At 45.8% G+C, this 13172-nt stretch carries 15 protein-coding genes; 3 read left to right on the top strand and 12 right to left on the bottom strand.

Going from position 1 to position 13172, the window contains the following annotated elements; all coding sequences use genetic code 11:
• Window positions 1–5 precede the first annotated feature (5 nt).
• Window positions 6–1124 carry an AI-2E family transporter gene (locus ZMOB_RS07425; RefSeq protein WP_011241458.1) on the top strand — a complete coding sequence of 373 codons (1119 nt, stop codon included), beginning with the start codon at window positions 6–8 and terminating at the stop codon, window positions 1122–1124.
• Window positions 1125–1203: 79 nt separating this feature from the next.
• On the opposite strand, the gene ZMOB_RS07420 is transcribed toward ZMOB_RS07425, so the two are convergent.
• From ZMOB_RS07420 to ZMOB_RS07395, 6 genes are all read right to left on the bottom strand, one after another.
• Window positions 1204–1761: an FKBP-type peptidyl-prolyl cis-trans isomerase gene (locus tag ZMOB_RS07420; RefSeq protein ID WP_014501057.1), complete on the bottom strand. Its 558-nt coding sequence runs from the start codon at window positions 1759–1761 to the stop codon at window positions 1204–1206.
• 279 nt (window positions 1762–2040) lie between these two features.
• On the bottom strand, window positions 2041–2247 hold the full coding sequence (gene rpsU, locus ZMOB_RS07415) for a 30S ribosomal protein S21 (RefSeq protein WP_011241460.1): 207 nt from the start codon (window positions 2245–2247) through the stop codon (window positions 2041–2043).
• Between the two features lie 328 nt (window positions 2248–2575).
• A complete protein-coding gene (locus tag ZMOB_RS07410) occupies window positions 2576–2998 on the bottom strand; it encodes an ExbD/TolR family protein (RefSeq protein WP_011241718.1) in 423 nt (140 codons plus the stop codon).
• Window positions 2999–3050: 52 nt separating this feature from the next.
• On the bottom strand, window positions 3051–3542 hold the full coding sequence (locus tag ZMOB_RS07405; RefSeq protein WP_011241461.1) for an ExbD/TolR family protein: 492 nt from the start codon (window positions 3540–3542) through the stop codon (window positions 3051–3053).
• A gap of 126 nt (window positions 3543–3668) precedes the next feature.
• Window positions 3669–4412 (bottom strand): MotA/TolQ/ExbB proton channel family protein, encoded by a 744-nt coding sequence (locus ZMOB_RS07400; RefSeq protein ID WP_011241462.1) that lies wholly within the window; start codon window positions 4410–4412, stop codon window positions 3669–3671.
• Window positions 4413–4589: 177 nt separating this feature from the next.
• A complete protein-coding gene (locus tag ZMOB_RS07395; RefSeq protein ID WP_014501056.1) occupies window positions 4590–5321 on the bottom strand; it encodes an energy transducer TonB in 732 nt (243 codons plus the stop codon).
• A 356-nt stretch (window positions 5322–5677) separates the two neighbouring features.
• On the opposite strand from ZMOB_RS07395, the gene ZMOB_RS07390 reads away from it, so the two are divergent.
• Complete coding sequence (locus tag ZMOB_RS07390; RefSeq protein ID WP_014501055.1) at window positions 5678–6535, top strand: hypothetical protein; 858 nt, start codon at window positions 5678–5680, stop codon at window positions 6533–6535.
• 707 nt (window positions 6536–7242) lie between these two features.
• Window positions 7243–8148: a fructokinase gene (gene frk, locus ZMOB_RS07385; protein WP_011241465.1), complete on the top strand. Its 906-nt coding sequence runs from the start codon at window positions 7243–7245 to the stop codon at window positions 8146–8148.
• A gap of 204 nt (window positions 8149–8352) precedes the next feature.
• Here frk and rpoZ read toward each other — a convergent pair whose 3' ends face one another.
• From rpoZ to murA, 6 genes are all read right to left on the bottom strand, one after another.
• Window positions 8353–8730, bottom strand: a complete 378-nt coding sequence (gene rpoZ, locus ZMOB_RS07380; protein ID WP_011241466.1) for a DNA-directed RNA polymerase subunit omega — start codon at window positions 8728–8730, stop codon at window positions 8353–8355.
• Window positions 8731–8910: 180 nt separating this feature from the next.
• Window positions 8911–9297, bottom strand: coding sequence for a VOC family protein (locus ZMOB_RS07375; RefSeq protein WP_011241467.1), 387 nt, complete (start codon window positions 9295–9297; stop codon window positions 8911–8913).
• A 41-nt stretch (window positions 9298–9338) separates the two neighbouring features.
• Entirely contained in the window at window positions 9339–10448 is a 1110-nt protein-coding gene (locus ZMOB_RS07370) for an S-(hydroxymethyl)glutathione dehydrogenase/class III alcohol dehydrogenase (protein ID WP_014501054.1), read from the bottom strand.
• Between the two features lie 73 nt (window positions 10449–10521).
• A complete protein-coding gene (pgeF, locus tag ZMOB_RS07365) occupies window positions 10522–11280 on the bottom strand; it encodes a peptidoglycan editing factor PgeF (protein WP_014501053.1) in 759 nt (252 codons plus the stop codon).
• Window positions 11277–11720: a hypothetical protein gene (locus tag ZMOB_RS07360; protein WP_014501052.1), complete on the bottom strand. Its 444-nt coding sequence runs from the start codon at window positions 11718–11720 to the stop codon at window positions 11277–11279. The genes pgeF and ZMOB_RS07360 overlap by 4 nt, the downstream gene beginning before the upstream one ends.
• Window positions 11721–11816: 96 nt before the next feature.
• Complete coding sequence (gene murA, locus ZMOB_RS07355) at window positions 11817–13097, bottom strand: UDP-N-acetylglucosamine 1-carboxyvinyltransferase (protein WP_011241471.1); 1281 nt, start codon at window positions 13095–13097, stop codon at window positions 11817–11819.
• Window positions 13098–13172: the final 75 nt, after the last annotated feature.

Below are 13172 nucleotides of genomic sequence, written 5' to 3'. Positions count from 1 at the left end.
TTTAAATGCCGGAAACAAAGAAGCGGCCACCGGAAAAGCCCGGTCCCAGTGATCTCTTTCATGATTTTACAGCACGGGAATTTAAAAAGGCAGCCGTTTGGATTTCAATGGCAGGAGGCACGGCGTTGCTTTGCCTCCTTATCCAACCGATACTTTTAATTATTGCCGGTTTGGTTTTCGCTTCTCTCTTGGATGACGGCACCCGTTTATTGGGGCGTGTTCTAAAAATAGGCCGAGGATACCGATTAGCTATTGTCTGTATCTGTGTGGCTATTTTCCTCGCTTTTACCTTGTATCTCGCTGTTTACCAATTAGGGGGCCAGCTAGATGCCTTGCAGGCTACTTTAACGACCCAGTTTATCAATATCCGCGACTGGTTGGTCAGTAATGGCCTGATGTCGCCCCATGTATCCAGCAGCGATATCGCCCAACGACTCTTTGGGTCTTTCGGCGAAGTTAGCGCTTTTGTCGGAAATGCTCTTGGAGCGGTCTCTGGCGGGGCAATGATTATGGTTATTGGTATCTTTGTTGCCATTGAACCCCATCTTTACGAAAGGGGTTTTGCATGGATGATACCGATTGCGAAACGCCCAGATTTTTACCGGATTTTTAACATTGCCAATAATAACCTACGGCGGCTGATGGCTGGCCGCCTTCTGGGTATGGCCATTGAAGGGGTCGGGACTTGGTTGCTTCTTTTGGCAACTGGCGTGCCTATGGCGACGCTTTTAGGCCTGTTGACTGGATTATTAGCTTTCTTACCGAATATCGGCGCGCTGATCTCTGGCTTGTTGATTTGTCTGGTAGGTTTTAGCCAAAATGTTCAGACGGGGCTTTGGGCAATGGGTGTCTATGCTATTGTCCAGACCATTGATGGCTATTTGATTGTCCCGATTGTAGCGCGGCGCTCTGTTAACTTGCCGCCTGCTCTGGAATTAGGCGCTCAGATTTTACTAGGCGCACTGTTCGGCATTATGGGGCTGGCATTAGCCGATCCCTTGGTCGCTATCGCAAAAGTTTCTTTAGAAGAATATTCGAAAATCGTTACAGAACGCGAAGAGCATCAGCAACGCAATCACGTCAAACAATTCATGCTGAACAGCAGAAACAAAGACGATGAATAGCCTCACCGCTTTCAAGGCACGCCTTTAAAGACATGGCCGGATTTTAAGTAGTCCGGCTTTGCAGCGTGTTAAGGGGCGTTTATTGTATCGAGGGTAGGCTCGTCGCATCGGCTGGCGGCGCTGGCACGACAGAGACCAGCTTCACATCAAAAATAAGAACAGCATTAGGAGGAATAACACCCCCTGCCCCTTCAGATCCATAGCCAAGCTGGGGAGGAATCCAGAAACGATATTCACCGCCTTGCTGCATCAATTGCAAAGCCTCGGAAAAACCGGGAATAACTCTTGCAACTGGCATCATAACCGGAGCGCCACCATTGCGAGCGGTCGAATCAAAAACAGTTCCGTCAGTCAAGCTACCCTGATATTCGACAGAAACCATGTCATTGATTTTCGGCTGAACACCTTTGCCTTTTTTGATGATTTTATATTGCAAGCCGGAAGGCGTTTTTTGCACGCCCTTATGATGTTCATTATCGGCCAAAAACTTTTCAGGAGACTGCGCCAATCTTGCAGGGGAAGATGTCCCCGCCAGAGCCAAAGTTGTTCCCGCAGCCGCCAGAAGAACCGCTCCTAGCAAAGGTAAACGCATTGCACGTCCGATAGACGCTAAGGAAGAAGCCTTATCCGAGCTCATGTCATTCCTTTAAACAGGATTACCGTTACGATAGGGTGGTTTTCAATATTCAGCTATTAAACAAATCCTAAACAGCGTCTTATCCGAAAAAAGAGGAATAAGAAGCAATCGGGACATGCCTTATAGCGATGAGGATGAAAAACGCATCGTCATTCATTTTGCAGGGTATTTTGCGATACCCTGATAAAATGAAAACAAATCGCCATCCCTAAAAGGGAGGCGATTTATCATATGAAACAGGCACACTTCTTAGATCAAGAAGGTGTATCCAGTTAAAACTTAACGGATACCATCACGTTCTGCCCGTTTACGTTCCAGCTTGCGGGAACGACGGACAGCAGCAGCGCGTTCACGTGCGCGCTTTTCAGAAGGCTTTTCATAGTGACGACGCAGTTTCATCTCGCGATAGACACCTTCACGCTGTAATTTTTTCTTGAGGGCGCGAAGAGCTTGATCGACATTATTGTCGCGAACGATGATCTGCATAAGAATTCATATCTCCTGCTAGACAGAAAAATATCCCAAAGGGCTCCCCTTCGAAACACCTGTCGCATAAATTCGTTAATATACCAGCCATCTGGCACATATATTCAGATGGGGCGCTTATCAAAATACAAACGATTCCACAAGCAATTCTGTGCCATCTTTTGGCCAATTCGGAAAAATTATAGCATATGGTGTTGAAAAAAACAGTAAAAACAATGCCGAAAATCTTACGATAGAAAACTCTATCCAGATTTCCGGCATCACTTACCCGATAATCTTAACGTCACTTTGGAAAAATTTGGCCATATCGACAGAATCGAAGAATCCGTCAAAAGCTGCGATAGGCCTCATTCCCAACAAAACCCATTTTTTCGACCTGGGCTTTTTTACATTCGGCTAAGACTTTATCCACGACGTCATAGCGAACCTGCGGATCCGGCTGAATCTGGAGTTCAGGGACAGGATTCATCGCCTGTGTTTCATCCAGATAACGGCGAAGTTCTGGCAGTTCCGTGGGTTTGCCATTCCAAAGAATAGTGCCCGCAGCATCAATCATGATTTTGTTTTTAACCGGATCAATAGGATCCTGATTTTGCGAGTTATTCTGTGGCAGATTCAACTTTACGGCATGAGTTTCAATCGGGATGGTAATAATGAACATGATCAGCAACACCAACATAACGTCAATAAGTGGTGTCGTGTTGATGTCCATCATCGGTTCGTCATTGTCACCGCCGGCCGATATCGCCATAGCCAAAACTCCTTAAATTAAATCATCAATAAGATGATAGGGAGCAAACAAGTTATTGTTCGCCTTGCTCATCTGCTGCTGCCGGGCCAGGAGGCGGTTCGGAAATAAAGCCGACTTTAGCAAAACCTGCTTCCTGCATGGTGTAGATAACACCCCCGATGCAACGATAAGGGGTATTCACATCCCCGCGAATATGGACTTCGGGTAAAAGCAGGCCCGGTGTCTGCGGCCCCCCTTGGCGATCAATCTCGGATTTCAGTTTTTTAACAGCCCGATCACTAAGGCTTTGCGAATTGACACGCGTCAAATTCCAAAAGACTTCACAGGTTCCATTGGCACCTGATCTGACTGAAAGAGACACATCTTCCGGCTTGGTTCGAGCAGGGGCAAAACGTGTATCAGGTAATTTAACCGGTACGGATTCAACCACCACCGGGACCGTAATCAGAAAAATGATGAGCAACACCAGCATAACATCCACAAGGGGCGTTGTGTTGATGTTTGACATTGGGGCATCATCATCCCCTCCTAAGCTCATTCCCATTGGTGATAGTTCCTATAGCATCAATTGTCTGGTCATCCTTGAATAACGGTCTTTTAAAAGACGTTATTTTAAAAGGCATGTGACCGGAGAGGGGAAAAGCCTCTCCGGCCAGAAAACGGCAGGGGCTTAATGCTTAACCGGAGCCGGTTTCTTTGCGGCTGCAGCAGGTGAAGCCTTGAATTCAGGACGAACAGCGCCGCCTGAAACCAGATAAGCGTGAACATCAATGGCAAAAGAACCAATCCGTTCAGCAATGGTTTTATTCCGACGGCTTAACCAGTTGTAACCCAAAACGGCAGGCACAGCGACGGCAAGACCGATGGAGGTCATGATCAAAGCTTCACCGACCGGACCGGCGACTTTACCGATAGAAGCCTGACCAGAAGCACCGATCTGAACCAAAGCACCGTAAATACCATTAACCGTACCGAACAGACCGACGAACGGAGAAGTTGCACCAACGGTAGCAAGAATAGCCAGACCAGAACCCAAACGCGCATTGATAGAACCAACGCTGCGTTCCAGTGAGTCATTCAACCATTCATGCTGATCAATAGCATTCGGGATTTTGACATACTGCGTATCAGCATCCAGACCATCTTCAACGATCTGGCGATAAGCGGTATTTTCTTCGAGCTTCTTGGCAGCGTCTTTCAAAGAAGGCGCATTCCAGAATGCAGCACCGACTTCACGGCTTTGGACAAGGACGCGATGCTGCTCCCACAATTTGGTGAAAATCACGTACCATGAAGCGGCAGACATCAATACCAGGATAATAAGAACCGTCCAAGTCGGAGCGCCCCCCTGTTGAAGGGCACCGGTAAGACCGTAAGCACTGGCCTCGACGGCAGGAGCTGCTGGGGTAGCCATGACTAGTATTTCCTCTTAGCAAAATAGAGATGATATCAAGATTAAAATGAGAAATTGTGAAATTCTTTAGCAAAGAAAATCACATTTTCTTAATATATTGAACTATTTCGATGTAAAATTTTTAACAAAATCAATCTTTTGAATAAATTCTACATTTGAATAGTTATGTTATCCCGATCAATCATCCGGAATACGCCAAATAATGCGCTGGACACCGGAGCTAACGACAGGGTCGCCCGAAGTGGATTTAGCCGGATAGTAACGCGCACGCATTGTGAAGTATTTACAGGTCGCCTCATCAAGTTCGGGTGTCCCGCTTGATGAAGTAACATGGCATTGTGAAACACGCCCATCGGTTCCAATCGTAAAGGCAATCGCGGTTGTACCGGATTTACCATCACGCATGGCTCGGGACGGATAATCATCCTGAGTAACCCACTGGGTCTGATCGCCATGTGGACGAGCAGCAGTTGCAACACCACCACTCTGACCGTTTCCATCGGGCTTACCCTCGGAAGGGGGGCCAATGGGACCTTTACCAATGGGGCCAGCAAGTGCGGTCATTGGTGCCACTGGTTGACTGGTAACCGTCTGAACAGCCGGTGCCTCGACATGAGGAACATCAACTTTAACAGGAGGCGTCACAATCTGTGGCGGCGTGGTTTGTTTAGGCTGTGGTGTTGGTTTTTGAACAATTTTTGGCTGTTCTTTTTTGGGCGGTTCAGGTGGCTTTGGTGGAGGCGGTGGTGTTTTGACATCAAACACCTTTAAATCTGTTGTAGCATGTTTGTAGACTTTGACCGCCAGGCCAGAGACCATGCCATAGATAAGTATAATATGAACCACCACCACTAAGCCGATAGCGACGATTTTACGTCGGCTCATTGGTTGTTGATCAGCGTAAGCCATTCAGGAAATTTACTCCCTCCAGTCCTCAAGCTGTGGCACCCGCCAGACAGTCGAATTTATCGAATCCCCCATAACGAGCACACACGCAAGTTCCGTGATTGTCGATAACCATTCATGTTCCCTATCATAAATGGAATCTTAGACGACCATGGCCGCGAACGGCTCTACGTCCCGATCTTATCGTGACAAGGGGAGACATGCAATTGCTTTATCATATCATTACAAAAGTGTATTTTATTAAAAATCAAGAGGGCATTTTTTAACAAAAAAAGTTTTCATTTTTATTACAAATGGTAAAAACGAATAAAAATATAACTATAAATCAAGTTATAAAATAAATCTTGAGGAATAAGATAATGAAATGGATAAGAAATACACTTCTTATAACAGCGTTAAGCTTGTCACCACTTATCGCCGCAAAAGCACAATCGAATCAGGAAGTAAAAACAATATCGGTCTCCGATTTTACTTATGCCGACTTTGTAGATATTACCCTAATGTCTCCGATTATTGCTTCAGTTGAGGTTACGAGAGCTAAAAAATTATCAGCAAAATTAGCGCCTGATTTACAAGAAGGAAAAACCCGCTTCTATATTGAAGCCAAAGTTTCCTCATTGATTCGCGGTGCAGATGGGCTTGCCGGCAATATTTCTTATCTTCTTGATGTGCCTAATGATGAAAAAGGTCACGCCAAGCGTATTCCAGAAAAAACGCGCTTTTTAATATTTGGCCAACCCGTATCAGGACATCCCGATCAAATCATGCTGACCCGCCCAGATTCCAATCTGGATTGGGATCCGAAAAGCGAAGCGGTTGTAAGTGGGATTACGCGTGAAATCTTATCCAATAGCCCTGCCCCGCAAATAACTTCTATCACAAGCGCTTTTTATGTGCCGGGGTCTGTTCCGGGTGAAAGTGAAACCCAGATTTTCTTACAAACGATAAGTAAACAACCTATTTCTTTGAATATCCTGCGCCGCCCACAGGAAAAGCCGCAATGGGCAGTTGCCTTAGGCGAAATGACCGACGAAGCCGCAACGCCCCCTGCCCCGAATAGTTTATTATGGTATCGGCTGGCTTGCGGATTACCGAGAAATATACCGCAATCCGTTTTATCCACCTTATCCGCACATGATATGATTGCCGTGGCCGATGATTATAAAGTTGTTCTCGCAGGGCTTGGCGCTTGCAGCCGCAATCATCATTTCAAATAAAATCCAAAATATAGAAAAGAAGGTCTGCCTTTTTATTTCGGATACTGTTTTCTGGATTGTATTTATTACAATTCAGAAAACGAATATTCAAAATCGCAGCATTGCGATAATAAATTCCAATTAAATAGCAATAAAGATTGCTAAATTTAGTATCGAAAAGCGTAGAAAACTATCGCTTATGCAATAAAAATAAATGTTTCATGACAACGTTGACAAAAAAACTTTTATTTTTTTCATAAAAAAACACGAATGACACAAAAGAGAATTATTTAAAGACAGAAAAAACACAAAAAAAATAACAAAATATTACCATTCCTAAAGAAGGACTTCTTTGGACAAAAAGAAATTTATCTTAGATTCAAGATATCCAAATTATTTTTGAAAAAAAATAAAATACATCCAATCCCGAATTTATTTCGTTTTAAATATCAGCAAAAATATATTTTTTCTTTATTTTTTAAAAAATAACTTCATTTTACTTTAAATTTTCCAAGAAAATATTTCTAAAATATTTTTGATATCTTTCTTAATTAAGAAAGAAAACTTAGTTATAATCCTACCAGTTGGACGAATCGCAGACGGTCGATTTCGATTTATTCAAAAGGCCTTTTGGCACAGAAGAAAAATCGAGGTCATCGTCATAATTTAAAGCGAATGGACAGCATATACCTCCGTATTACGGGGGGATTTTGTGAGTGGTGAGAATAATGAAAAACGATAAAAAAATTTATGGATGCATTGAAGGCGGCGGAACGAAATTTATGCTCGCCCTTATTGATTCTGACCGGAAGATGCTGGCTGTGGAACGTGTTCCGACCACAACCCCTGAAGAAACGCTTGGTAAAAGTGTTGAATTCTTCAAAAAAGCGCTTCCTCAATACGCTGATTCTTTTGCGTCTTTTGGTATCGCGTCATTTGGTCCGCTTTGCCTCGATCGCAAAAGCCCGAAATGGGGCTATATCACCAATACCCCGAAACCTTTCTGGCCGAATACGGACGTTGTAACGCCCTTTAAAGAAGCTTTTGGTTGCCCGGTTGAAATCGACACCGATGTGAATGGCGCAGCTTTGGCTGAAAACTTCTGGGGCGCATCAAAAGGCACCCATACATCTGTTTATGTCACGGTTGGCACCGGCTTCGGCGGTGGCGTACTGATTGATGGTAAACCGATTCATGGTCTGGCTCACCCTGAAATGGGTCATGGTATTCCGATCCGTCATCCTGATGATCGTGATTTCGAAGGTTGCTGCCCTTATCATGGCGGTTGCTATGAAGGTCTCGCCAGCGGCACGGCTATCCGTAAACGTTGGGGCAAGGCTCTGAACGAAATGGAACCGGCCGAATTTGAAAAAGCCAGAGAAATCATTGCTTTCTATTTGGCTCACTTCAACGTCACGCTTCAGGCCTTTATTTCACCGGAACGTATCGTTTTCGGCGGCGGCGTTATGCATGTTGACGGTATGCTGGCTTCTGTTCGTCGTCAGACGGCTGAAATTGCCAATAGTTATTTTGAAGGTGCTGACTTCGAAAAAATTATCGTATTACCAGGGTTAGGTGATCAGGCCGGTATGATGGGTGCCTTCGCCTTGGCATTGGCTGCAGAAAATAAATAATGTGGATAAATCTTCCAAAAATCAATTTTCTTAACCGAAAAGGGATTTTGGAAAATGGGCGGTTTATCCTCCTCCCCAACCATTATTTCCAAGCAGTCTTTTAGATAGCCCTGATATACCAATCAGGATTGGAGATATATAAAAGCCGCTTCTTTTCAGAAGCGGCTTTTATTAATTCCGAACTATTCAAAGAATAGTAAAAGATCAGTCGTAATCGACAGCCGCAGCGGCTGCCGCAGCAGCAGCGGCACGACGGGAAGAAGTCTGATTTCTAGCAGGCGTTTCTGCGGTCAAGCGCAAGGCTTCGGCAGAAGCGGAAAGCGAACCAACCTCATCCGGCACATCGTCATCATCAAGATGAACCTGCTGAAGATCATTCAACAAGGCCTCACGTAATTGCACAGGGGTAATCAGTTCATCTGCGATTTCACGTAAAGCAACGACTGGATTTTTATCGCGATCCCGATCGAGTGTCAGTTCAGCACCACCGGAAATCTGGCGAGCACGCTGAGCTGCTAATAAGATCAAATCGAAACGATTATGAACTTTATCGATACAGTCTTCGACAGTTACGCGCGCCATAGCTCGCTCCATTTATATACAAAGAAAGATGTTGGAAGATATCAGGCTTTTCTTGAAAAATCAAAAATATTCATCACGAAAAACAGCCCTGATAAATTTTTTATCAAGGCAAAAGCCATAATGGCCGCTATAATACTGAAAATGCAGGGCTATTTTGAATAACCCTGCACCAAAGAAATCTTATTTAAAATTGAAAGCGCAGATTTTATTGCCTTCAGGGTCATATAAATAGGCACCCCGAGAATTATTAGCAGCCGGACGAGGCCCCGGCTCTCCGGCATCCTTACCGCCATTAGCCAAGCCTGCTTTATAAAAAGCATCGACAGCTTCATCAGAAGGCGCTGCCAAACCGATAGTGATACCATTTCCGGCGGTAGCGGCTTCGCCATTAATAGGCTTTACGATGATGATGCGTCCTTCTTCGCCGTCTTTGCCATAAGCAAAACGCTGTCCTTCGACCTCGCGAATAAGTTTGATACCCAACGGTTCCAAAACAGCATCATAAAAGATGCGCGCCTTCTTCAGGTCATTGGAACCAATTGTCAGATGCGTCAGAATACTACTCATTGAACCGACCTTCTATATCCACAGGTTAACAGGACAGGTAATCAGAAAAGAACAACCGAACGAATGGATTTACCCTCATGCATCAGGTCAAACGCTTTATTGATCTCTTCTAATGACAGGATATGGGTAATCATCGGATCAATTTCAATTTTACCCTTCATATACCAGTCAACGATTTTCGGAACACCGGTTCTGCCTTTAACGCCGCCGAAAGCAGAGCCTTTCCAAACGCGCCCTGTCACTAACTGGAAAGGACGGGTCGAAATTTCTTTTCCAGCCTCGGCAACACCGATCACCACTGAAACACCCCATCCGCGATGACAGGCTTCCAAGGCTTGGCGCATGACATCGGTATTACCGGTGCAATCAAAGGTATAATCAGCGCCCCCTTCCGTTAAACGCAGCAGATGAGGCACAATATCTTCATCAATCTTGTTCGGATTGACAAAATCCGTCATCCCGAAACGCCGCCCCCATTCAGCCTTTGAGTCATTGGTATCAACACCGATAATTTTATCGGCGCCCACCATTCTCGCGGCTTGGATAACATTAAGCCCGATTCCACCGAGACCAAAGACCACAACATTGGCACCCGCTTCCACTTTTGCCGTGTTGATAACTGCCCCGACCCCTGTTGAAACGCCACAACCACAGTAACATGCCGCTTTAAAAGGCGCATCTTCACGAATTTTGGCAACGGCTATTTCTGGCAAAACCGTAAAATTGGAGAAAGTCGAGCAACCCATATAGTGATAGATGAGCTGACCTTTATAAGAAAAGCGCGTTGTGCCATCTGGCATTACACCTCTACCCTGTGTTTCACGAATAGCTGTGCAAAGATTGGTTTTACCAGAAAGGCAGCTTTTACATTGGCGACATTCAGGCGTGTAAAGCGGAATGACATGGTCGCCCGCTTTGACAGAAGTCACGCCCTTCCCGACTTCGCGAACAATACCAGCACCTTCATGCCCCAATACAACTGGAAAGATGCCTTCGCTATCGAATCCGCCCAAAGTATAGGCATCTGTATGACAAATACCGGTCGCCATAATTTCAACCAAAACTTCGCCGTCTTTGGGGCCTTCCAAGTCAAGTTCGACAATTTCTAAAGGTTGTTTTTCGGCAAAAGCAACAGCAGCACGCGTTTTCATGAAAGACTCCCTAAGCGTCAATTCTGACCAGAATAGGCAACAATATTCACAGTAAAAATATCAGATTTTTCTTTTACAAAGCGATGATCGAAATCTGGCGACCGTAATCAGCTTCACTGGCAAGGCATGCCCGACGATAGCTAAAAAACTGCTCGCTATTCTGACAAGTGTCCAACGAAGAACGACTAATCATGCCTAATCCCGCTTTTTTAAGGCGTTTTTCAACATAGGCCGGTAAATCAAACTGCCAATGTTCATCACGGCCTTTTAAAAAGAAGGCCTGATTACCTAAATTATCCGCAACAAATCTTTGATAGAAGCCATCATCAACTTCATAGGAGGCCTGTTGAATGGCGGGGCCTATTGCCGCGACAATATTATGCCGTAGCGCACCTTTTTCGACCATAAGATCGATCGTGGCATCGGTTACACCAGCGACAGCCCCCTTCCAACCCGCATGTGCCGCACCGATAAGGCCGGAAACTGTATCTGCAAATAAAACGGGTACGCAATCAGCCGTCAAAATACCCAAAGCTAAATGAGGCTGATGAGTGACCATCGCATCGGCTTCAACGCGTTGATCATCGAGAACCGCTTTTTCAACAAAAACAGCCTTGGCAGAATGAACTTGCCGCAGGGTAACCAGCGTTGCATGGGGGGCTACCGCTTCAACTGCCCGTTTCCGATTTTCAGAAATATGATCCCGACTGTCCTGCGTGCCCAAACCAATATTCAGGCTTTTATAGATACCTGTAGAAACACCGCCTTGACGTCCCAAAAAGCCATGAGAAATCCCAGAAAGGACAGAAGACTTATAGATTTCGATGGTCATCCCATATGCCCCCCTTGCATCCCATGAAAAGCGTGTCCTACTGACCAGAGAGAAAGCCCGAAAAATAGGCAAGGCAACAGAAAATCCCTTACCAGAAAAAGGGTTTTCAATCTGGGAAAAACTATCGACCGAATAACAAAATTTCGTAAACTGCGTGGCATACGCGACCAGAAAACAAAAAAGGTCAAAGCCGTAGGCGCCCAGATCAATCGAGGCAGCCCCATTGTATGTGCAAAAGGCGCGATACGCCAGCTTACAGCAGATAGTAACCATGCAACCGCTGCCATAAGAAGCAAAACCAACCGTTGTTTATGAAAACGACGGATCGCCTCGGCCTTGGCCGTTGGATCGAGCTGATCATAGGGGTCTTGTTCGGGTATTATTGCCTCTTTTTTAGGCAAGTCATTTTTATGATCGTCTAAATCCAAAGATTCCGTCATTAGTTACCCGATATATAAAATAGGGATAATGGAGCCTGTCCGTTTATCCCCTTGGAGAGAGGTAAGGGCTGAAAATATTCCAGCCCTTTTAAGGCTTTATCCGCCGACACGTTCGATATCAGCACCGACAGCAGATAGTTTTTCTTCTAAACGTTCATAGCCACGATCGAGGTGATAAACGCGGTGAACCTGCGTTTCGCCTTCGGCGGCCAGAGCCGCGATAATCAAGCTCATCGAAGCCCGCAAATCGGTCGCCATCACTTCGGCACCGACCAATCCTGAGACACCTTTTACAACGGCGACCCGTCCTTTTACCTGAATATCGGCACCCATCCTGACGAGTTCTGGCACATGCATATAGCGATTTTCAAAGATGGTTTCAGTCAGAACACTGGTGCCCTGAGCTAAGGCCAGCATCGCCATAAATTGTGCCTGCATATCGGTTGGGAAACCGGGGAAAGGCGCTGTCGATAAAGTTAGGCCTTTTAACGGGGCATCGGCCTGAACACGGATACCGTCTTCTTCCACCGAAATATTGAGGCCGCTTTCTTTCAGTTCGACCAAAACTTCGGCCATATCCGCTGATCTGGCACCCTGCAACAAGACATCGCCACCGGTGATAGCTGCGGCACAGGCATAACTACCTGCCTCGATACGGTCAGGCATAACCACATGGGTCGCCCCATGCAGTCGGTCACAACCATGAATGACAAGGCGGCTATTGCCGACACCGTCAATTTTAGCACCCATGGCCATAAGACATTGGCAAAGATCGACAATTTCAGGTTCGCGTGCGGCATTATTAATCACGGTTTCACCGCGTGCCAACACCGCTGCCATAATCGCATTTTCAGTGGCGCCAACCGAAACCACAGGAAAGCTGATGATACCGCCTCGAAGACCGCCATCCGGCGCTCTTGCCCGAACATATCCCGCCGTCAGCTCAATTTCGGCACCCAAAGCTTCCAAAGCCCGAAGATGTAAATCAATCGGACGGTTACCGATAGCACAGCCGCCTGGGAGCGAAACCGTTGCTTCGCCTTCTCTTGCCAATAAAGGCCCCAAAACGAGAATCGAAGCGCGCATTTTACGAACGATATCATAAGGGGCAACCGTCGAAGCGATAGTATCCGCCGTCAGCGTAATTTCACGCCCGGGATGATCTCCCTTACTCCGAGCTACCATTGTTGAAACGCCTAATTCATTCAACAAATGGCAACAGCTATCCACATCCGCGAGGCGCGGAAGATTGATAAGCGTTAAAGAGTCACTGGTTAAAAGACTGGCAGGCATTAACGCCAAAACGGCATTTTTAGCGCCGGAAACAGGAATTCGGCCTTTCAAGCGATGGCCACCGCGAATTTTGATACGATCCATAAGCTCGTTTCTATCTTCAAACACGCGCAGCGCCAAGCATTTAGCCTAGAATGACAGAGAAAATTACAATCTTTT

Origin of the sequence: Zymomonas mobilis subsp. mobilis ATCC 10988, assembly GCF_000175255.2 — a bacterium.
In the GTDB taxonomy this organism is placed as follows: Bacteria; Pseudomonadota; Alphaproteobacteria; order Sphingomonadales; family Sphingomonadaceae; genus Zymomonas; species Zymomonas mobilis.
The sequence above is the reverse complement of the archived record's forward strand: the minus strand, read 5'-3'. Positions and strand labels throughout refer to the sequence as shown.